Source organism: Staphylococcus arlettae, from assembly GCF_002902345.1.
In the GTDB taxonomy this organism is placed as follows: domain Bacteria; phylum Bacillota; class Bacilli; order Staphylococcales; family Staphylococcaceae; genus Staphylococcus; species Staphylococcus arlettae.
In genome coordinates this window covers 373,157-395,705 of record NZ_PPQB01000005.1, presented here as the reverse complement: position 1 = coordinate 395,705, position 22,549 = coordinate 373,157, and the positions used below count along the sequence as shown (strand labels likewise).

Below are 22,549 nucleotides of genomic sequence, written 5' to 3'. Positions count from 1 at the left end.
ACGTTCCAGTACCTAATAGTATAGCTTTATTAAAGTTATTAAATTGTTGTACAATTTTGTAATTTTGATTTTGCTGTTGCGTTAAAATGACATAATCGTCAAATTCAGGTAGTTCGTTTAGTAATTCTTGAACCATGTGCATCATTTTATAACTCGTAAATAGTATCAAACATTTAGACCCTACTATAGAGACATATTCAGCAACATAGCTAATAATAGAAGCCACGTAATCATCTATATTTTTATAATTATAAGATACGACATCATTTGGCATAAACACAGTTGTCTTGTTGGCAGAATAGACTTGATTATCTATTTCGTAAGTATTAAAGTCAACATCCTCATTAAACCAATTTTTGAAGTGGTTAAACGAATGATTAAAAGTCAAAGTTCCTGAAATAAACGTTAACGAGTTGAATTTTTGTAATACTTGTTTTGTAAGAACATCTTTAACGTTATAGTCTTTAACATTAAGTTTAATAGTTGATTTTTGATTAATATTTTTAATTGATAAATAACTTGTGTGTCCATGTTTTAAACTGTTTTCAATAGCTCGAAATTGATCATTAATATACAACAATTGCTTGCGTACAGATTTAATAACTTTGTGACTCATACCATTAAAATATTCTAATGTCATATTTAATTTATGCGTTATGGCATGTAATGCACGTAAAATTGGTTCATGGTCAAAATGATAAGCAAAATGTAGTTTATGCATTTCGTCATCGTAGATATCTGAAGCTTTAATAATGTCAAAAATAGTAGTGAACAACTGCTCGTTCAACTCATGTATTTCGTTTATTGATGTTTTTAAACCAAAGACATCTATAGGTGGGATATCTAATTTTTCTAAAATACGTTGTTGTTCTAAGTGGTCTATTGATTTTAGTAATTTATCATTTTCAGTTTTACCAATCAGACCTAGTTGATATTTAATATCAGCGTAATTTAGCTCATTGGTTACTTGATTTAACGCATAATCAGGCAAGCGATGTGCTTCATCGATAATACAATCATCAAAAAGTTGATAAATTGAATTATCTTGTGCTGAATGTATAAGATGTGCGTGATTGGTAATACCAATTTGAATATTGTGTGCATTACGTTTTATAAAGTTGTAATAATGCACATCTCCTCGTACTGGAACATAAGTTTCTAACTTTTGTTCAAAGTACATCTTTTGTCCGCCTTTTAAGTTCAACTCTTGTATATCACCTGTATTTGTAGTTGTCACCCAGATAAGTAATTGCATCTTCAAGATGTTGACTTCATAATTATTAGACTCGTCTTTTAAAATTTGACTAATTAGACCTAGTGAAATATAGTCGCGTTTACTTTTAATTAATGTAGCATTGATTTTATAATTTAAAGCACGCTTTAACATAGGTATATCTTTTTCTAATAATTGGTTTTGTAACAGTTTGGTGTTAGTGGAAATCATAACGTGTTTTCCTGTTTCAATATTGTACATTAGTGCAGCGAGTAAGTATGCTATAGATTTACCACTACCTAAAGGTGCTTCAATCATTGCCTTTTCACTTTGCATTAATTGTTCCAAAATTATTTCAGCTAAATAAAGTTGTTGCGGTCTATAAGTTAAGTTTAATTTAGCAGTAATGTCAGAATACAACGTTTTTAATGTGCCAGAATAATTCAACGATGGTGCTTTAAAGTCTTTTTGCTTTTTATAAATGATTTGTTCAAAACGTTCAAAGTCTTTAGGAATTTCTGTTTGATTATGTAGTCTGACCATTTCAAATAAGATATCAAATAAATCGTACTTTAGATTTTTACTTAAGTAATATAATTGCTTTAAAGTATCTAATGGTAATTGCTCAAACTTTTTAAATGCTACAATCATTAATTTAGCTGTTGTTGTAGCGTCTTCATCTGCGCGATGCGCATTATTTAAAGGTATATTATGTGCTTCTGCAAGTTCACTTAGCTGGTAGCTTTTATCTGTCGGAAAAGCTACTTTAAATAACTCTAGTGTATCCATAACTTTACGAGGTTTGAATTTTATACCACATGATTTGAATGATTTTTTGATAAAGTTTAAATCAAACGCAACATTATGTGCTACAAAAATACAATCTTTTAATTGGTTGTATATATCATGTGCGATTTGATGAAAATAAGGTGCCTGACTTAGCATATCTTCTTCAATAGAAGTAAGTGCCTGAATGAATGGAGGAATATCTAAATCTGTTTTTATCATAGAGTGATACGTACCAATTATTTTATTTTCACGAACAAAAGTAATACCTATTTGTATAATTTCATCAAAATCTAATTGGTTACCTGTTGTTTCTAAATCCACAACTGCATAACATGGTTGAGTCATAGTGTTATCCTCCTTTCTTAGATATTAAAAGTCAATGTCTGCGCTCATTAATTTTCTCGTTTGATTGTTTTCATCTGTTACTAGTAAAAAGCCATTATTATCAATATCTATTACTTCACCATAAAACTGTTCTTTATTTTCTGTAAAACGTAAACGTTTATGCCAAATATTCGATGCAGCAATATACTCATCACGAATAGTGTCAAAAGAATTATTAATAAATTGATTGTAGCGATATTCTATATTTTTAATTAGTGATTGTAAAAAGTAATAGCGATTAAGTTGTTCATTTGTGTGCATACCGATACTGGTAGCTTTGTCTGCTAACTCACCAGTGAAATCGTTGTGGTCATGGTGCATGTTGATGCCAATACCACAAATAACCGCTTCAATACCATCACTATTCGCTACCATTTCGGTCAAAAAGCCACATACTTTTTTGTCTTTAATATAAATATCATTGGGCCACTTCACTGATACCTTTTCATTGCTAAATTGTTGAATCGCATCACGTATGCCTAAAGCGATAAACAAATTAAATGTAGTTATCATACTAAACGGGACATTTGGTCTCAAAACGACAGACATCCATAAACCTTTATGTTTTGCAGAATTCCATGGCCGATTAAACCTACCTGTCCCTTGTGTTTGCTCATCACTGAGTATTAAAAAGGTATCTTTATTCCCTACTAATTGTTGTTTCGCTTCTAATTGTGTTGAAAGTAAGGAATCATAAACCGCTACATGATCAAATAGTTGCTGTGCTTCGATAATTGGTAATACAAGTCCACTATACCATTTGTCTGGTAGATTTATTAAGCGATGACCTTTATGGTTTACAGATTCAATTTCACAACCTTCAGTTTTCAATTGATCCATTATTTTTTTCACTGAAGTACGTGAAATTTTTAATTGTTCGGCAATGTATTGACCTGAAACATAATCTAAGTGATGTTGATATAAAATTTGTATCACATCTTTGCTATATTTAGACATTATTATCCACCCATTCTAAAATTTCAGTTTTGCAATTACTCACTTCACCTTGTATCACAGCGAGTTCTATCTTTCTTAATATATCTTTCATCCATGGACCACTAGGTTGTTGTAAATGTGCTAATAGATCTTTGCCAGTAACTGCAAGTGCTTTACGTGTATCAATTGGCAATTGTTTAGCAGTTTCAGCTAATGTGGCTTTATTAAATATAAGTGGCGAAGGTAACTTAATTTGATTCGCTTCAAGTAGTGTTCTATGTGTTACTAATTCTAATAATAATTTCATGTCATAATCATAGACGATACGTTTTAATGTAGCTTTACTTTGTAATTCACCTATTTCTGACATTAACTGGCTAAGAGCGTGAATCGTATGTTTTTCTTGATTACTAATTTTTAATTGTGCTAACGACAGTTCTGTAGATTGTTTAACTTGGATTATCGCGATAAATAAGTTAAAAGATATAGGCTCTGTTATTGTAATAGAGTCCATATTTGATTGTTGGAAAAATGGAATATACGTAAAAGCCTTTAGTTGTTTCATATTTTCAAAGCTTACTGAAACGTGTTGAGCTTGCACAAGTTTTTTTAATTCTACTACAATACGTTCAATAGATAAAAAGGAAATGTGACTCATTTGCTGTTGCATCGCTCGATATGTGTTTGTTTCAATATGAAATGCTAACTGTGCTTGAAAACGTAATCCTCTAATAATACGTAAAGCATCTTCTTCAAAACGCTCGCTCGCTTCACCTACCGTTGTAATAATACGCTCTGCAATATCTTGCTGCCCATGAAAATAATCAATAACATGATAATTTTCATCCATAGCTATTGCATTCATAGTAAAGTCTCTACGTTTAACATCTTCATATAAATCACGAACAAAGGCAACATCATTAGGACGACGATGATCATCATAGTCACCTTCAGTACGAAACGTCGTTATTTCATAGGCTTCATCCTGATACAATACATTAATTGTGCCATGTGCTTTACCTATAGGAATAGTTTTACTAAAAATAGATTCGATCTCATCAGGCGTCGCACTTGTAGTAATATCTATATCATGGATATCTTTGTTCATTAAATAATCACGCACGGATCCACCTACAAAATAAGCTTCGTAGCCTTGAGATTTAATATGTTGAAGAATGGGTTTGGCTTGTTCAAATAATAAGTTACTCATGATTTCCCTCTAACATTTTTTTGTAGTAGCTTTCATATTGATCTGTAATTAAATTGGATGCAAAACGAGCGTCAATATCTGCTAACATGGCAGTTTGCATCTTATTGTATAAGTTTTGATCTGTTAGTAATTGCAAGGCGTATTCACTTGCTGTATCACTATCTCCAACATCTACAATAAAACCAGTTTCATCATGTTTTATGACTTCTTTTATACCACCAGCATTGGAGCCAATTGGTACAACTCCGGATTTCATTGCTTCTAATAGTGTTAAACCGAAACTTTCTTTCTCACTGAGCAATAATACTAAATCCGACATTTGGTAAAATTCACTGACCCAATCTTGTTTTCCTAAGAAGAGCACATGATCTTCAACGCCTAAACTTTTTGCTTTTTGCTTCATATCCATTAATTCAGGCCCATCGCCTAATAAAAGTAATTTTGATGGTAGTTGAGCATGAATTTTGGTAAACGTTTCTATAATAGTATCTATCCGTTTGACTGCTCTGAAATTTGACACATGAATAATAACTTTTTCATGATCTGCAATACCATAAGCGGATTTCAGTTGATTATCTCTTTTTGTAGGAAACTCCTGTTCACGTACAAAGTTATAGATTGGCACAATGGGTTTATTAGTATTAATAATATCTTGAGTTTGTTTGGCTAAAGATTGACTCACACTCGTTACTAGGTCACTACCTTCTATACCAAACTTGATTGCATTTTTTAACGTATGATCATAGCCAAGTACCGTAATATCAGTACCGTGCAGTGTAGTCATTATTTTAATATCTTTACCTGACATTTGTTTTGCTAAGATACCACATACAGCATGCGGTACTGCATAATGCATATGTAAAATGTCTAAATCATATTCATTAATGACTTCTGCTATTTTCGTACTTAAAGTAATATCATAGGGTGCATATTGAAAAACGGCATATTGATTAACTTCTACTTGATGAAATGTAATGTTTGGTAATGGTTTACGTATTCGAAATGGTATATTTGAAGTAATAAAATGGATATCGTGACCACGTTCAGCTAACATAATACCAAGTTCTGTAGCAATGATGCCTGAGCCTCCCATTGATGGATAACATGTAATTCCAATTTTCATTAGGATGATTCACCCTTTCTATTATTCAAATCTATTTTTATCTCGACCATTATATTTATCTAATGTTTCATTAAAACTTTCAGTCATATCTATATCTAATGAATTAGCAATACATAGCAATACGAATAGGTTGTCACCTAATTCTGCTTTAATTGTATTATCTGCTTCACTATCTTTCTTTTTCTTTTCTCCGTATAGATGATTAATTTCACGAGATAATTCTCCTACTTCTTCAGTTAAACGAGCTAAATTGGCTAATGGAGAAAAATATCCTGTTTTAAATTGACTTATATAGGTATCGACTTCTTGTTGCATCGTGTTCATAGTTTTCATATTAATCGCTCCTTTTAAATCATTTCTTATATAGTATAGACTAAAATATACAGCCATGCATTAATGTTGCAATGTTCTTTATTGTAATTAGTAACTATATAGTAAGAAAGAAAATTGGACATAAGAAAACACCTTTTCTTGACGAAAAGGTGTTTAATATTATTATTAGTCGCTTGAACGTGCAATTAAAATAAATCTAGCAAGTTCTGCTAATGCAACAGCAGTAGATGCTACGTAAGTCATAGCAGCAGCTGTTAATACTTTTTTGGCATGCTTATATTCTTTTTCATTTACAACATCTAATTGTTGAATTTGCTGCATAGCTCGTTTACTAGCGTTAAACTCAACTGGTAACGTAATAATAGAAAAGAGAACTGCGAATGACATTAATGCAATACCTATCCATAATGCTGTTGAACCTAAGGTACTTTGCAGACTTGTCAAAATAATACCTGCAAAAACAGCTAAATACCCTATAGAACTCCCAATATTAGCAAGTGGCACTAAAGCAGTTCTAAATCTTAAGAAGAAATAGCCTTGCGCGTGCTGGATTGCATGTCCAATTTCATGGGCTGCAATTGCAGTTCCTGCAACTGAAGGTCTGCTGAAGTTAGCTGGTGAAAGCACGACGACTTTTTTACGTGGATCATAATGATCAGTTAAAAAGCCTTGTCCTTCTACTACATCAACATCGTAAATACCGTTCGCATGTAATATTTCTAATGCAACTTCCTGACCAGTTTTACCACTTGTAGATCTTACTTGTGAATATTTTTCATAATTTGATTTTACTTTATGCTGTGCCCAAAGTGGTAACACCATCAAAATAACAAAATATATTATCATATAAATAAAAGACAAGAAAATTCACTCCTTTGTTTATCATTTTACTGTGAACGTTAAGAATGGTCAAATGTTTTACATTGCTTCAAGCGTATCAAATACAATAGTAATGGAATTACCGATAACCAAAAAGCAAGATAGGCTACACTTGCTAAATGAGACTCAATAAAATCATAATATGGATACTGCATAAAGACATAGTCAATAATATCATTGTGAAACGCCCAAATCATAGCAACAATAAAACCGACTAGTGTAATTTTAAAACGGCGATAAAATAAGAAAGCTTCTAATACCATAATACCATGAGACATTATTAACATACATCCGACTATAGTTATATTATCGTATTGAATAAACATAATGATATTCATTATAACAGCCCAAATACCATATTTGATAAGTGTGACAAAGGCTAATGCTTCAATAATAGGTAGATTTTTATCAAATAAATAAGCAATCAATACTATACAAAGAAAAAGTGAAGCGGTAGGACTATCAGGAACAAATATTTTATATTGCCAATCAGTTACACTTAGTTGTCCCCCGTACCATATATATCCATACAAAGTACCTAATATGTTACATAGCAATATTAACCATAGCATTTTTTTATTGTAAGTAATTAAATTTAATAGTGAATTAATTGGCATCTTATCAATCCCTCATTGTTGAATTATGATTTCTATGTTTGAAAATATTTAAAATTTGAGTTAGTTGGTAAAAAAGATCTTTATCATTCATTTGCAAACTTAAATCAATATTTTCTTGCAAATTGGCTATAATCGTATTTTCTTTATGCTTTGATAAAGGAATTGTATATATATCATTGAAATAGGTAATGTAGTATGGAGATTGTAATAATTGCGCTACCAGTAATTCATCTAAACGACGTTCTCTACGTAATTGCGTACCAAAATCTATTTTAATATCAATTGCAAACGAAGAATTAGCAATGAAATTAAAAATTTCATTGCTATTTTTGTACAATTGGGTATTCGTTTGTAATGTAATGGCGTTTGAATTAGATTGAATGGTAGCTAGTGTTAATGTAACGTGGTTGTTTACGATTGAATCTACAAAATGAATACGTTCTGCTTGTTGTAAAGAGCTTTTAAGATAATTTAAAGTCCAGACACTGATTCTTGATTTAAACTCATATTGAAATAGTAAATATTCAATAAAGTCTATTTTCAATTGATTTAAATTGTCTGTCATTTTAATCACCTCATTTATTGAATTCTGTCTAATTCATCCTGCCACGTATCATTACTTGGCTCTAATTCAACTAACTGTAATAGTAATTGTTTCGCAGTAGTTATATCGCCGATTTCAATTAAATAAAAATAATAGTCACTTAAAAAGTCTACTTGTGTTTTTAAAGTTGGATATGCTAATGCAAAGAAATGTTGAGCTTCTTTATCTCGTTCTTCTTTACCTAACGCATGTGCAAGATGCCACATAAATACTGGGTCCATATCTTCCTCATCGACGTATTGTATCAACCCAATAAGGGATTCGTAATCTTCTTCGTTGCGATATAAGTCGCTTAAAATTAACAATGGTTCTTGGTAGGCATTATCTACATCTAATGCTTGTAGTAATAATTCAACGCCTTCATTTGCATCTCCGTGTTCAAGCGCAATTGTACCTGTTGAAACCATCAGTTCTTTATAAAATTGACTTAATCGTAACCCTTCTTTACCAATTTCAATGGCATCTGGATAATTTTTTTCTTGTTCATATAATTGTTGTAAGTAAAAGTAGCCTTGTAAATAATCAGGGTCTTTAGAAAGTAATGATTGTACCAATTTTATAGCTTCTTGAGTTAAATCATTTTTTTCATAAGCAATCGCTTTTTTAAAGAAGTCTTCAGAATTCATTTCGTCTTCATTCATTTCATCAAACATTTTGATGGCGTCACTGTAGTTTCCACTTTGTAAACTACAGTCAGCTAAGCGTGAAAATAAATTAACACCATTAATTTCGTATTCACCAGTTTCAAGAACTGTTTCATATTCTGCTGTAGCACGTAAGTATTGGCCATCAAAATAAAGAAGTTCTGCTAAAGCAAAATGGATAATAGGATCATTAGGCTCTAAATCAATCGCTTCTGTTAGTTTATCTATCGCAACCTCTAACATGTTTAGTTGTTGATATAAATCCGCTTCTAACATTAAGCGTTCAGTAGATACACCTACTTCACTTAAATATTCAAGCGCTTCGTCAGTTTGGTTTTCTGCGATTAAACAATCAATTAAATAAATTAGTAATTCACTTTCATCAGGGTATTTATGATACAAAGTACGAAAGACTTCAACGGCTTGTGGTGTTAAACCAAAATTGAATAAAGTTTCGCCTAAGATGAATAATGCATCGTCATTTGGTGAACTCAGTGCATCATTCACACGTGTTTCTAAATTGTCTAATTTTTGTAAGTTGATATCATCAATAAGCTTATAGATATCTTGCATCTTAATTATCCCTCGTTTTCTAATTGTTTTAACTTCGGCAAGAATCCTGGGAAAGAAACATTAACTGCATCAAATTGATTTATTGGCAATGTTTCAGTTGTAAGTAATGACGCAATAGCCAACATCATACCTATTCGGTGATCGGTAAAACTATCGACTGTTGTTGTTTGTTCTAACTGAGATGGATGTATAATCATACCATCATTTGTAGGTTGTAACATGAAACCTAACAAGTTTAACATATTTGCTGTTGTGTCGATACGATTGGTTTCTTTGACTTTTAACTCTTCGGCATCTTTAATCACACTTGAACTGTTAGCTTGTGTACATAATAAAGCAATGATTGGCATTTCATCAATAGCTTTAGGTACTAAATCACCTTCGATATGCACACCTTTCAAGTTAGGTGTATATTGTACTCGAATTGATGCAGTTGGTTCTGCCCCATCAGTTTTGTTAAACAAAGTAATGTTGCCTTCCATTTTTTGTACGATATCAATGATACCTGAACGAGTATCGTTTATGCCAACATTATGAATTGTAATATCACTGCCTGGGGTAATTAATCCTGCAACTATAAAGTAAGCTGCTGAAGAAATATCTCCTGGTACATGGAAATCTGCAGGCTGTATATGATCAATAGCATGAGGTTTGATATTGATTGTAGTCCCTTGTGAGTCAATAGGAATTCCAAAATGGCGGAACATTGTTTCGGTATGGTTACGTGAAATATCGATTTCATTTATCGTTGTTTCACTGTCTGCAAACAAACTTGCAAATAAAATAGCACTTTTTACTTGAGCACTTGCTACTTCCATTTGGAAATCAATACCAGTTATTGTTGCAGGCTTGATAATTAAAGGCGTGTAATTATCGTTAATACCTGAAATATTTGCTCCCATCATTTTTAATGGTTTCATGATACGATCCATTGGTCTCTTACCTATAGATGTGTCACCTGAAATTACAGTTTCTATACCTAATCCACACAACAAACCTGCCACCAATCTTGTCGTTGTTCCAGAATTACCTGTATATAAGACTTGGTGTGGTGTGACAAAATGTTTATAACCTGGAGAATTTATCGTTATGACTTCTGCACTAACAGTAATATCAACACCTAAGCGACGGAATATTTCAACTGTTCGTAAGCAGTCTTCACCCAATAAAGGTTTATAGATGCGTGAAGTTCCACTTGCTAGAGAACCTAAGATGATACCGCGATGTGTCATGGATTTGTCACCTGGCACTTCAATTTCGCCTATTAAAGGGCCATTGACATCAATTATTTCTTTATTACTCAAATGGGTCACCTACTTTTTAAAATATGTTTGTAATTCGTGAAATGCTTGTTTGAGAACGGTTTTGTCTACGTGTTGAACAATTGGTTGTCCATAGTTTTGTAATAAAACCATTTGTACTCCGGCATCGTCATTTTTTTTATCACTTAACATCAATTGATATAGTGAGTCAAAATCAAAGTCACTTATTAATGTTAAAGGATAATCTAAAATATGAAGATAATTAATAAACCGTTGAATATCAAAAGTTGTATTCAAATTAATATTAGATACTATAAATTGATATATTAAGCCAATCATAATAGCGTGACCGTGTGGAATTTTGAATTTATATTCTACTGCATGACCAAAAGTATGACCTAAATTTAAATGTTTACGGACATTATTTTCTTTCTCATCTTGAATAATGATATTTAATTTTGTATTAATTCCATTGTAAATATAAGTTTCGATATCTACTAAGTCACTTAAACGTTGTCTTGAGTTATACTGCTGTTCTATAGTTTGGACAGCATGACTATCATTTAAAAGCGCATGTTTATAAACTTCAGCATAACCACTAATAATTTCACTATACGGTAATGTTGATAAAAAGTTTAAGTCATAGATAACAGCTTTAGGTCTGTAGAAAGCACCTATTAAATTTTTACCATGTTTAGAATTAATTCCTACTTTTCCACCGACACTTGAATCATGCGCTAGAATTGTAGTTGGGATTTGTATGAAATCCACGCCACGCAATAATGTAGCAGCTAGAAAACCTGTGAAATCACCTGTTGCACCACCACCTACTGCAAGTAAACAAGTATTACGTGTTAGATTTTTACTTAGTAATTCCTCTATTATTTCATTATAATATGCTAATGTTTTCGTAGCTTCCCCTGAAGGTATAACAAGTTTATGCGCGTCATATTCAGAGGTAATGAAATCCAAAGTCTCGCCCCATTGTTCTTCTACTTTAGCATCAACTACGAGCACAATATCTTTGTAGGATTGCACAAATGGATGTAATTGCTGTATAGCATTATGCTCAACAATTATTGGATAATTATTGGATTGATATGTTGTTTCTAATTTCATAGTCTCACCTATCTTATAAATCGATATTTGAAAATTAAATTGCGTGTTAAATATTTGGTGATTAATATTCGATATTTAAAGCGCGACGTTCTTCAACTTGTGCTTGTAATTGCTCAATGTGATTAGATTGGAATTCCTCTAATAGTGCTTTTGCAACTTCAAAAGCAACAACATTTTCAACCACTACACTTGCTGCTGGTACAGCTGAACTGTCTGAACGTTCGATAGAAGCTTTGAAAGACTCTTTAGTATTAATATCTACTGAGTTTAAAGGTTTGTATAACGTAGGAATAGGTTTCATTACACCGTTAACGATAATAGGCATTCCGTTAGACATGCCCCCTTCTAATCCACCTAAATGATTAGAGCCTCTGTGGTATCCATTTGTTTCATCATATAATATCTCATCTTGAATTTGACTGCCTGGTTTTTCAGCAGCATCAAAACCTTCGCCAAAACTTACACCTTTAAATGCATTGATACTCACGACGCCTTGGGCAATTTTGCCATCTAATTTACGATCATAGTGTACATAGCTTCCAATACCAACAGGTAATCCATCTACAATAACTTGTACTACACCACCTAAGGTATCTCCTGCTTTTTTCGCTTCATCAATTTTATCTCTCATAGACTGAGCAATACTTTCATCGATTACACGTACATCATTTTTATCAACGTTAGATTTAATTGTTTCTAAGTCATAAAGACCTTGGTCTTTAACGCCACCAATTTCAACTACACGACTATAGAAATCAATATTTAATTGTTTTAAAAGAATTTTAGAAACTGCACCTACAGCTACTCGTGCTGCAGTTTCTCGTGCAGAAGAACGTTCTAACACATTACGTAAATCGCGGTGGTTATACTTCATACCTCCTACTAAATCAGCGTGCCCCGGACGAGGTTTAGTGATAACACGTTTCATATTTTCTTGCTGTTCTTCGCTTATTGGATCTGCACCCATGATATTTTTCCAATGTGTAAAATCGTCGTTTTTGACGATTAGAGTGATAGGGCTCCCTAATGTATAACCATTACGAACACCAGAAACGATTTCAACCGTATCTTTTTCAATTTGCATTCTACGTCCTCTACCATAACCACCTTGGCGTTTAAACATTTGTTCGTTTATATCTTCAACATTAATTGTTAAATTAGCAGGTACTCCTTCAATAATCACCGTTAATTGTGGGCCATGTGATTCGCCTGATGTTAAATATCTCATATATGCACACTCCGTTCTTTAATACTTTAAATTAATGATATGTTTTCTATCTTACCATATTCAGATAATCATATTAACAGAAAATTTAATAAATAATTAGCTCGATATGATTATTTTAGTTCCAGTGTAACATTGAAAGCTATAAAACGGATATGATATTACTGTTTTAGGCATAAAAAATAAAGGCGAGAATACTGAATTGTATTCCTGCCTTTATACTAATTATTTATATTATTCATAAATCCACGGTTCACGTGTTTGTTGATAATCTGTCAACTCGTCTTCATTGAACCATAAACTAATTTCTCTTTTAGCAGACTCAACTGAGTCAGAACCATGGATAATATTTCTACCTACTGTTAAGCCTAAATCTCCTCTAATTGTTCCAGGTGCCGCTTCAGTTGGGTTTGTAGTACCAATGATATGTCGTGATACACTTACAACATCTTCACCTTCAACAACCATCGCAAATACTGGCGCAGATGTAATAAACGATACTAAACTCCCATAAAATGGTTTATCAACATGTTCAGAGTAATGTGTTTCGGCTAAAGATTTTGGTACTGACATTAACTTAGCCCCTACTAATTTAAGTCCTTTATTTTCAAGGCGAGTAATAATCTCACCAATTAAATTACGTTGTACCGCGTCCGGTTTAATCATTAAGAATGTTCTTTCCATTGTGCGTAAATCCCCCTGTGTTATGTATCACGCTGAATAATTGTTAAATTAACCGCATGAATTATGTTATACGATATATAATCAGCATAACACTATAATAACAGGATGTAAAAGCGCTTTCAATGTTTTTACATAACTTACATACTTCTTTTACTCATTTTTTGTATCAATTTTTTAAATAAACTTTTAGCTTCTTTATTTTGTAAGGACTCAATAAGTGTTAGTGCTTTATTTAAGTATTGATCACTAATGTTTTGAGCCACTTTAATACTGTCAGAGTGTCTTATAATTGAGACACATTCGTCAAAAGCTATTCTTGGACTATCACTATGTAACGCTTCAATTTTTGCTTTAAACATTGGGTTACTGCGCATCTCAAGTAAAACTGGTAATGTGAGATGGCCATTCATCAAATCACTACCTACTGGTTTTCCTAATTGTTTTTCTGTACTAGTAAAATCTAATATGTCGTCTACAATTTGGAAACTCATACCAATATAATGACCAATCATCTTTAATTTACGCACAGTTTCTTCGTCTGCTCCAGAAGAAATGGCACCGACTTCAGTTGATAATTGAATCAAAAGAGCTGTTTTTCTATTGATACGGCGTAAATAGTTAGTTATGGATTGTTGCGCATTAAATTGATCTCGAAATTGAAAGAGTTCCCCTTTACAAACATCTATAATCGCATTAGAGATAACAGCGTGTACATGATTATCAGGAATATACGAAATATAATCCAAAGCAAGTGCTAACAAAAAATTCCCGGTTAAAATTGCTGTGTTTTGGTCCCATTTTTTAGAAATTGTAGGTCTGCCGCGTCGTTTATCACTTTTATCAATTACATCATCATGGACTAGTGTTGCCATGTGAATAAGTTCCAACGCTACTGCAACTCTGTAGGTGTACTCAGTTCTATCTTCACCAAACTGGCTACTTAAGATAACAAATGCAGGTCTAACACGTTTACCCCCAGAAGACAATAAATGGAAAGCAGCATTTTCGAGTACTTTGTCTTTACTAGTGATTGCTAGTTGTAATCGTTGTTCAATTTTCTTTATTTCACTGTTCATATTTAACTTTGCCACGCTAATCACCTTTGGTTGTTTCGTATTATTTATAGCCAAGGTGCATTGCAGCAACGCCACCTGTATAGCTACGTACTTTCATATTGCTGAAACCAGCTTGATTAAATAAACGACGTAATTTCTCTTTGTCTGGGAAATTAAATGTAGATTGTTGTAACCATTCGTATTCATCTTTAGATTTTGCAAAAATTTTACCAAAAATTGGCATTACAAATTTGAAATACATTTTATAAAATTGTTTGAACACAGGTAACGTCGGCTGACTTGTTTCTAAACAAACCACCATACCTCCAGGTTTTAGTACTCGATTCAATTCTTTTAATGTAGCCAAATAATCTGGAACGTTTCTTAAGCCAAAGCCAATAGTTACGTAATCAAATGAATTTGTATCAAACGGTAAGTCCATAGCATCTCCATGAATAAGTGTGATGTTATCTATATCTTTTGTTTTTTCTTCGCCCACTGCGAGCATATTTTCACTAAAATCGACGCCATAAACTTCACCAGTAGTGCCGACTGCTTTGCTTAAAGCAATTGTCCAATCAGCTGTGCCATAGCAAACATCTAATGCTTTTGCTCCTTTAGTTACAGCCATTTCTTTCATCGTATGTTTACGCCATAAAACATGTTGCTCAAAACTTATGATATTGTTTAAACGATCATACTTATTTGATATATTTTGGAATACTGTATGTACTTGTTCTTTTTTAGCATTGTTTTCAGTCATTTTAAATTACCTCTTTTATGAATATAATTTTGTTTTATATTCTTGAAAAATGTATTTTGTTCCTCTTTCGAATATTGTCTTAAATAGAATGATAAATGTGCATCATCATGATTGAACATTTTTGCTTGAATATCAATCGTATTAACATCAGCAATATAATGTTGAATGGTCACAATAGGAAACAGACATTCAATGGTCAATATAGTTTTTTCTATTTGCTGTTTATCTATTTGGTTATGGTGAATAGAAGATTTCAATTCATTTACTTCAACGATTGCTTGGCTAATTTTTGCTTGATAACTAGGGTTGTTTAGTTCAGCTAAAATCGTGTAAAAATGTGCGCTCAACAAATCACCAATTAATATGGATTGTTTAGAAAGATGATCACCTGGAACGGCATCTAAATGACACATTGCTGTGTCAATAGTGAGGCAAGCTAGTTTCGCTTTTTCAGGTATGTCATATGAATCAAGTACGTCACTTAATGCGCGATTAATATGTATAGGTTGATGTAAAGGTACATCAGCAAGTCTTTGTGTAATTTGTTTTTTTAATATAGTATATGTTGATTCCATGTTCACACCTCACTTTATAATCAATATACATAGTAACATTATATGATAGAAATTAAAATCAAGGATGACTAAAGTATTTAAGAAAACTTTTTATTCTATATGGTCAGCCTAACTATTATAACATTAAACAAAAAGTTGGTTGCCCAATATGCACTTTCTAACTTATCAATGTTAACAACTTATATATATTTAGACAAAAATAACGTTTTATTTATTGATTTTATATTATATGTATTAATTTATGTAAAAAGAAAAAGCCCCTTTATTAAAGGGCTTTGATGTAAAGTAAAGAATTATTTTACTGCGTCTTTTAAAGCTTTACCAGCTTTGAATGCTGGAACTTTGCTTGCAGGGATATCAATTTCTTTACCAGTTTGAGGGTTACGTCCTTTACGTGCAGCACGTTCACGTACCTCAAAGTTACCGAATCCAATTAATTGTACTTTTTCACCTTTAGAAAGTGATGATTGAATTGATTCGAATACTGCATCCACAGCTAAACCTGCTTCTTTTTTAGTTAAATCAGCTTGTTCTGCAACAGCGTTGATTAAATCAGTTTTGTTCATTACGAATTCACCTCCCCTAGGGTTAATAATGATATCTTAATATCATTATGCTATGACTTTAACACAACAAATATTGCTACTGCAATGATTTATATACGAAAAAGCTTGAATTAAAGGGATTTTTATTTAAAAAAGTAATCTATTGTCTTAATAGTGTAAAATTACTTCGTTATTCGGCTTTTTTTCCACGCTCCATTAAGTACTTAACACTTTCTTCAACAGGTGTATTTTCAAACAACACATTGTATAAAGCTTCGGTAATAGGCATGTCGACATTATACTTTTTAGATAATTGATAAACAGATTTTGTTGTATAGACACCTTCTACTACCATATTCATTTCATCAAGTGCTGTATCTAAAGATTTACCTTCGCCTAGTTTATAACCTAAAGTATAGTTTCTTGAATGGGTAGATGTACATGTAACTATTAAATCACCAATGCCACCTAAACCTAAAAAAGTCATTGGGTCTGCACCTAATGTTTCGCCTAATCGACTAATTTCTGCGAGACCACGAGTCATAAGAGCTGCTTTGGCATTGTCACCAAAGCCCATACCTGCTATTACGCCACTGGCAACAGCAATGACATTTTTTAAGGCGCCACCGAGTTCTACACCGATTAAATCACTATTTGTATACACACGTAAATAATCATTCATAAATAAATCTTGAATTAATTTACTAATAGTTTCACTATTGGAAGAAGCTGCTACTGTAGTTGGTTGTTTGATGACAACTTCTTCGGCATGGCTAGGTCCAGATAAAACGCCAATGCCATCATTATGTTCTGACGAAATTGTATCTTCTATCATTTCTGAAACACGTTTAAAGGTATTGTTTTCAATCCCTTTAGCAACATGGATAAAAATCTTCTTATTAGTGATTAACGCATCGATTTGTCCTAAAACCTCTCTAATTGCTTTAGTAGGTAGGGCAATTAAATATACGTCTGCAAATGTAACTGCTTGCGTTAGATCGTTAGTTGCTTTTATTTGGTGGTTTAATTCTGCATTTTTTAAATATTTGGTATTTACATGTTGCGAATTTATTTGTTCAATTGTTTCATTATTTTTTCCCCACATTAAGACATCATGTCCATTTTCAGCTAAAACGTTAGCTAATGCAGTACCAAAACTTCCAGTTCCATATACGGTAACTTGTACCATAAGTAAATCCCCCCGATTTAATTTCTTTTTCTAGGTAAGATGTGCACTGGTGTGCCCTCAAAACCAAATGCATCACGAATTTGATTTTCTAAATAACGTTTATACGAAAAATGCATTAATTCTACATCGTTAACAAAAATAATAAAAGTTGGCGGCTCTATAGCTACTTGAGTAGCATAAAATACATTTAATCTACGTCCTTTATCGGTTGGAGTAGGATTCATAGAAATTGCATCTGTAACCACTTCATTAAGTGTTGAACTTTTGACACGTTTTTTATGATTTTCACTTGCTTCTTTGATATATGGGAATAACGTTTTTAATCGTTGGCGTTCTTTTGCAGAGACGAACGCGATTTCGGCATAATCTAAGAATTGAAACTCTTTTCGCACTTCATCTTTAAATTTTTTCATTGTATTCGTTTCTTTATCAACAGTGTCCCACTTATTGACAACGATGACAATGGCTTTTCCTTCTTCGTGCGCATAACCTGCGACACGTTTATCTTGTTCTATAATACCTTGCTCAGCATCTATGACTACGAGTACAACATTTGAGCGTTCTATTGCTTTTAAAGCACGTAAGACAGAATATTTTTCTGTGGATTCATAGACTTTTCCTTTTTTACGCATACCAGCAGTATCTATAAGGACAAAATTTTGATCATCATATGAATATTCTGTATCAACCGCATCACGTGTTGTACCAGCAACATTCGACACAATAACACGATCTTCACCTAAAATTGCATTAACTAAACTAGATTTACCGACATTCGGTCTACCAATTATAGAAAGACGAATTGTATCCTCATCATAAGGATCTTCCACATCTTCTTTAAAATGTGTAACAACAGCATCTAATAAATCACCTAATCCTAAGCCATGTGAACCAGAAATTGGATAAGGTTCACCAAAACCTAATGCATAAAAGTCATAAATTTCGTTGCGCATTTCCGGATTATCAACTTTGTTGACTGCTAATACTACTGGTTTTTTGGATTTATATAATAATTGTGCGACTATTTCATCACTTTGTGTTAAACCTTCGCGAATATTCACCATGAAAATAATCACATCTGCTTCATCAATCGCAATTTCTGCTTGTGCTCTAATTTGAGTTTGGAATGGAGCATCTCCAATTTCAATACCACCTGTATCAATGATATTGAAGTCATGAGTTAACCATTCTCCTGTAGAATAAATTCTATCACGAGTAACACCTGGAGTATCTTCGACAATAGATACACGTTCACCCACTACTCTATTAAAAATTGTAGATTTACCGACATTCGGTCTACCGACAATTGCTACTATAGGTTTAGTCATTACCTAACTTCCTCTCTATATTAAATCTCTATAATTCTATCATATGGCATCACTAAAGAAAAAGAAATTTTGAAACAACTTTCCTGAAATTAATTCGGCAGTTTTTTATAAATACCCTTTAACGACGTATATGCTTACATTACTAATATTAATTGTTTTATCAACAAAGTTAATAAATTCTGAAATTATTATAATTTTGAACATAAAATAAATCTTGCCCTTCTGTCAATCAGGACAAGATTTAAGTTTAATATTTAATTGAAAACTTTAAAATTTGAAGTCTTTTAATTTATCTCCAAATACATCTCCTAATGTAGGATTGTCTTCTTCATCGTCACTTGTATCTAAATATGATTTCGTCGTTTCATCATCACTTTCGACAACATCTTCATTTGGTAATGTTGCTTTGATTGATAAAGAGATACGTTCATTTTCGACATCGACACCAAGGACTTTGACACTCACTATGTCACCAGCTTCTAATACTTCGCCTGGAGTACCGATATGTTTGTGACTTATTTCTGAAATGTGAACTAAGCCTTGCACACCAGCTTTAATTTCCACAAAAGCACCAAAACTAGTTAAGCGTACGACTTTACCTTCAATGATATCACCTTCATTGAATTCGCCACGGATAGATTCAAACGGGCTAGGTAAAGTGTCTTTAATAGATAAGGAAATACGTTCACTATCTTTATCTATAGATTTAATTTTAACTTTAACGTCGTCGCCAATAGCAACTACATCTTCAGGTGTTTTTACATGTTCATGTGCTAATTCAGATACGTGAACTAAACCGTCTACACCGCCAATATCAATAAAGGCGCCAAAGTTAGTTAATCGTGCGACTTTACCTTCAATGACATCACCTTCAGTTAGTGATTGGAGAAGTTGATCTTTCTTTTTAGCATTTTCAACTTCTTGTACAGCTTTACGACTAAGAATGACACGATTATTTTCTGGATCTAATTCTTCGACTTTTAATTCTAGAACTTGTCCATCAAAATGAGAGAAATCCTCAATGAAATCAGTTGATATTAATGAAGCAGGAATAAACCCACGTTGTCCAACATCTACTACTAAACCGCCTTTAACTACTTCGGTAACTTTAGCTTCAATAGTTTCATTACTATCTAGTTTTTCTTGTAAATAGTCATAAGATTTCTCTGTTTCTAGTTGTCTTTTAGATAAAATGTAAGCACCTGTTTCGTTTTCGTCGTCTAATTCGACTTTCGTAACATATGCTTCAATTTCATCACCTACGTTTACCGCATCACTTGGATTATCGATATGATGTGTTGATAATTGACTAATTGGGATAATTCCGTTAAATTTACCGCCATTGACATGGACAATCACTTGTTTGTCTTCTAGTGATTGAACTTCACCAGTAATTTTATCTCCCTCTTTAATGTCATTAATCATTGATTCATTAAATTCTTCAGTCATCTTGTCTGCCTCCTTATTACACTACATAATTATAACATCTTACAAAGTAACCAAATTGTCAAGAAATACCACAGCAACCCATGTTTTGTATAAAAACTATGTAAAAGTGAAGCTAGAACTCCACAATTTATCAATTATTTTAGTAGTATATAACAAAACGAATTAAACTATTCTTGCAATTTTTGAAACATATAGTTTCTAAGTACCCTATTTTAATTAAATTATAAACGTAGAATAAGAAAATTTTGAAAAAAAAGACGAAATTCTATAAATCAACTATGAAAATTAATTTAATTGACTTAATTATTTAATATTATTGACCATTTCTAAAATTTCGTTAGTTACTGTTTCAATAGATTTACCTGTAGTATCTAAAGTCAGTGCATCGTCTGCTTTTTTTAATGGTGAAATTTCACGATTCATATCATAATGATCTCGCGCTTCAATTTCTGCTTTTAGTTGTTCGATATTTGATTCGATGCCTCTTAGTTCATTATCTTTTTGTCTACGTTCTGCGCGTTCCTCTACAGAAGCAATCATATAAACTTTTAAATCAGCATTTGGTAAAACGACAGTACCGATATCTCGCCCATCCATGACAATACCTTTGTTATTCGCAAGTTCTTGTTGTTTTTTTACGGCAAAAGTTCTTACAGGCTCTTTTGAAGCAACATATGATACATGATTTGTAACATCATTTTCTCGTAAGAAATCAGTTACATCATTGTCATCAAGTATAATGCGTTGGCCTTTGTCTTCATCATACGTTAAAGACAATGTTGTTGATGCAATAAGCTTGTCAAAATCTTCTGGCTTATTTTGTTGTAAATATTTATATGTTATAGCGCGATACATAGCACCTGTATCTACATAAATCATTGCTAACTTAGCTGCTACTAATTTAGCAATTGTACTTTTACCAGCTGCTGCTGGTCCATCTAATGCAATATTAATTAAATTCATTGTACGAAACCCTTCCTTGTTGTATTATGAATTATATTTTATCATAAATACGTAGTTTATAAATAGGAGGAATGCAGTCATGAAAAAACTTCTTGTCATCCATACAGGCGGTACTATTAGTATGTCGCAAGATGAGTCAAATCAAGTTGTTACCAATGCTAATAATCCAATATCAAATCACGCAGAGGTAATTGAAAAGTATGCAGATGTAACCGAAATAACCCCAATGAATGTACCATCACCACATATACAAATTCATCATATCCAACAATTGAAACAAATAATTGAAGAAGCACACAGTATACATGAATATGATGGTTATGTAATTACTCACGGCACTGATACATTAGAAGAAACTGCCTATTTGCTAGATTTGTCAATGGATATAACACAACCAGTTGTGATTACTGGAGCAATGCGCTCATCAAATGAAATTGGTTCAGACGGTTTATATAATTTTATTTCCGCTATTCGAGTAGCATCTACAGATGAAGCAGCAAATAATGGTGTTATGGTTGTCTTTAATGATGAGATTCATACTGCAAGAAACGTGACAAAGACACACACATCTAATACTAATACGTTCCAAAGTCCTAACCACGGTCCATTAGGTGTTATTACTAAAAATAGTGTTCAGTTTCATCATCGCCCATATGACCATATGATCTTAAATAATATTAATGCTGAACTCAATATTCCTCTAATCAAAGCTTATATGGGAATGAAAAGTGATGTGTTATCATTTTATAGTAATGAGAATGTTGATGGAATTATCATTGAGGCATTAGGACAAGGTAATTTACCTCCTACATGTTTAGAAGGTTTGCAACAATGTTTAGCTAAAAACATTCCAATTGTATTAGTTTCTCGTTCCTTTAATGGTATAGTCGGCCCCATTTATGCATATGAAGGTGGCGGAGCAACATTAGAACAAAAAGGTGTTATTTTCTCAAATGGTCTAAACGGTCCTAAAGCTAGGTTAAAATTATTAGTTGGCTTAAGTAATAATTTGTCTTATGAACAATTAAAGAAATATTTTGAATCACAATTATAATAAAAAAGCTAGTGTCTATATATTATAAGACAC

Annotated in this window: 22 protein-coding genes; 1 reads left to right on the top strand and 21 read right to left on the bottom strand. The window is 32.4% G+C overall.

Annotated features, from left to right (window positions below; all coding sequences use genetic code 11):
* The 21 genes from CD036_RS02085 to cmk all read right to left on the bottom strand — a co-directional run.
* A partial coding sequence (locus CD036_RS02085) for an exonuclease domain-containing protein (protein WP_258027381.1) occupies positions 1–2,347 on the bottom strand: 2,347 nt, incomplete at its 3' end.
* A 24-nt stretch (positions 2,348–2,371) separates the two neighbouring features.
* Positions 2,372–3,343: a biotin--[acetyl-CoA-carboxylase] ligase gene (locus tag CD036_RS02080; protein ID WP_103387890.1), complete on the bottom strand. Its 972-nt coding sequence runs from the start codon at positions 3,341–3,343 to the stop codon at positions 2,372–2,374.
* The gene (locus CD036_RS02075) at positions 3,336–4,532 is read right to left on the bottom strand and encodes a CCA tRNA nucleotidyltransferase (RefSeq protein WP_103387889.1); all 1,197 of its coding nucleotides are present in this window, start codon (positions 4,530–4,532) and stop codon (positions 3,336–3,338) included. Before CD036_RS02075 ends, CD036_RS02080 begins: the two co-directional genes overlap by 8 nt.
* Complete coding sequence (gene bshA, locus CD036_RS02070) at positions 4,525–5,655, bottom strand: N-acetyl-alpha-D-glucosaminyl L-malate synthase BshA (RefSeq protein ID WP_002511174.1); 1,131 nt, start codon at positions 5,653–5,655, stop codon at positions 4,525–4,527. Before bshA ends, CD036_RS02075 begins: the two co-directional genes overlap by 8 nt.
* 21 nt (positions 5,656–5,676) lie before the next feature.
* Entirely contained in the window at positions 5,677–5,988 is a 312-nt protein-coding gene (locus CD036_RS02065) for a nucleotide pyrophosphohydrolase (RefSeq protein ID WP_002511175.1), read from the bottom strand.
* 165 nt (positions 5,989–6,153) lie between these two features.
* Positions 6,154–6,849, bottom strand: a complete 696-nt coding sequence (locus CD036_RS02060; RefSeq protein ID WP_002511176.1) for a zinc metallopeptidase — start codon at positions 6,847–6,849, stop codon at positions 6,154–6,156.
* 38 nt (positions 6,850–6,887) lie between these two features.
* Positions 6,888–7,484, bottom strand: coding sequence for a DUF1405 domain-containing protein (locus CD036_RS02055; RefSeq protein WP_103387888.1), 597 nt, complete (start codon positions 7,482–7,484; stop codon positions 6,888–6,890).
* A gap of 4 nt (positions 7,485–7,488) precedes the next feature.
* Positions 7,489–8,049: a YpiB family protein gene (locus tag CD036_RS02050; protein ID WP_002511178.1), complete on the bottom strand. Its 561-nt coding sequence runs from the start codon at positions 8,047–8,049 to the stop codon at positions 7,489–7,491.
* 14 nt (positions 8,050–8,063) lie between these two features.
* Positions 8,064–9,305: a tol-pal system YbgF family protein gene (locus tag CD036_RS02045; RefSeq protein ID WP_021458773.1), complete on the bottom strand. Its 1,242-nt coding sequence runs from the start codon at positions 9,303–9,305 to the stop codon at positions 8,064–8,066.
* Between the two features lie 5 nt (positions 9,306–9,310).
* Complete coding sequence (aroA, locus tag CD036_RS02040; protein WP_103387887.1) at positions 9,311–10,609, bottom strand: 3-phosphoshikimate 1-carboxyvinyltransferase; 1,299 nt, start codon at positions 10,607–10,609, stop codon at positions 9,311–9,313.
* 9 nt (positions 10,610–10,618) lie between these two features.
* Positions 10,619–11,686 carry a 3-dehydroquinate synthase gene (gene aroB / locus CD036_RS02035; RefSeq protein WP_021458771.1) on the bottom strand — a complete coding sequence of 356 codons (1,068 nt, stop codon included), beginning with the start codon at positions 11,684–11,686 and terminating at the stop codon, positions 10,619–10,621.
* Positions 11,687–11,747: 61 nt separating this feature from the next.
* Positions 11,748–12,914, bottom strand: a complete 1,167-nt coding sequence (aroC, locus tag CD036_RS02030; RefSeq protein ID WP_002511181.1) for a chorismate synthase — start codon at positions 12,912–12,914, stop codon at positions 11,748–11,750.
* A 231-nt stretch (positions 12,915–13,145) separates the two neighbouring features.
* A complete protein-coding gene (gene ndk / locus CD036_RS02025) occupies positions 13,146–13,595 on the bottom strand; it encodes a nucleoside-diphosphate kinase (RefSeq protein ID WP_002511182.1) in 450 nt (149 codons plus the stop codon).
* A 137-nt stretch (positions 13,596–13,732) separates the two neighbouring features.
* On the bottom strand, positions 13,733–14,686 hold the full coding sequence (locus CD036_RS02020; RefSeq protein WP_002511183.1) for a polyprenyl synthetase family protein: 954 nt from the start codon (positions 14,684–14,686) through the stop codon (positions 13,733–13,735).
* Positions 14,687–14,711: 25 nt separating this feature from the next.
* Entirely contained in the window at positions 14,712–15,413 is a 702-nt protein-coding gene (locus CD036_RS02015) for a demethylmenaquinone methyltransferase (protein ID WP_103387886.1), read from the bottom strand.
* The gene (locus tag CD036_RS02010; protein WP_021458769.1) at positions 15,410–15,988 is read right to left on the bottom strand and encodes a heptaprenyl diphosphate synthase component 1; all 579 of its coding nucleotides are present in this window, start codon (positions 15,986–15,988) and stop codon (positions 15,410–15,412) included. The genes CD036_RS02015 and CD036_RS02010 overlap by 4 nt, the downstream gene beginning before the upstream one ends.
* A gap of 293 nt (positions 15,989–16,281) precedes the next feature.
* Complete coding sequence (gene hbs, locus CD036_RS02005; protein WP_002483248.1) at positions 16,282–16,554, bottom strand: non-specific DNA-binding protein Hbs; 273 nt, start codon at positions 16,552–16,554, stop codon at positions 16,282–16,284.
* A 169-nt stretch (positions 16,555–16,723) separates the two neighbouring features.
* Complete coding sequence (locus CD036_RS02000) at positions 16,724–17,722, bottom strand: NAD(P)H-dependent glycerol-3-phosphate dehydrogenase (RefSeq protein ID WP_002511186.1); 999 nt, start codon at positions 17,720–17,722, stop codon at positions 16,724–16,726.
* Positions 17,723–17,739: 17 nt separating this feature from the next.
* On the bottom strand, positions 17,740–19,050 hold the full coding sequence (gene der, locus CD036_RS01995) for a ribosome biogenesis GTPase Der (RefSeq protein ID WP_002511187.1): 1,311 nt from the start codon (positions 19,048–19,050) through the stop codon (positions 17,740–17,742).
* A 267-nt stretch (positions 19,051–19,317) separates the two neighbouring features.
* Positions 19,318–20,499, bottom strand: a complete 1,182-nt coding sequence (gene rpsA, locus CD036_RS01990; protein ID WP_002511188.1) for a 30S ribosomal protein S1 — start codon at positions 20,497–20,499, stop codon at positions 19,318–19,320.
* A 303-nt stretch (positions 20,500–20,802) separates the two neighbouring features.
* Positions 20,803–21,462 (bottom strand): (d)CMP kinase, encoded by a 660-nt coding sequence (gene cmk, locus CD036_RS01985; protein ID WP_021458768.1) that lies wholly within the window; start codon positions 21,460–21,462, stop codon positions 20,803–20,805.
* Between the two features lie 79 nt (positions 21,463–21,541).
* Between cmk and CD036_RS01980 the strand changes: the two genes are divergently transcribed.
* Complete coding sequence (locus tag CD036_RS01980; protein WP_103387885.1) at positions 21,542–22,516, top strand: asparaginase; 975 nt, start codon at positions 21,542–21,544, stop codon at positions 22,514–22,516.
* The last annotated feature ends 33 nt before the right edge of the window (positions 22,517–22,549 follow it).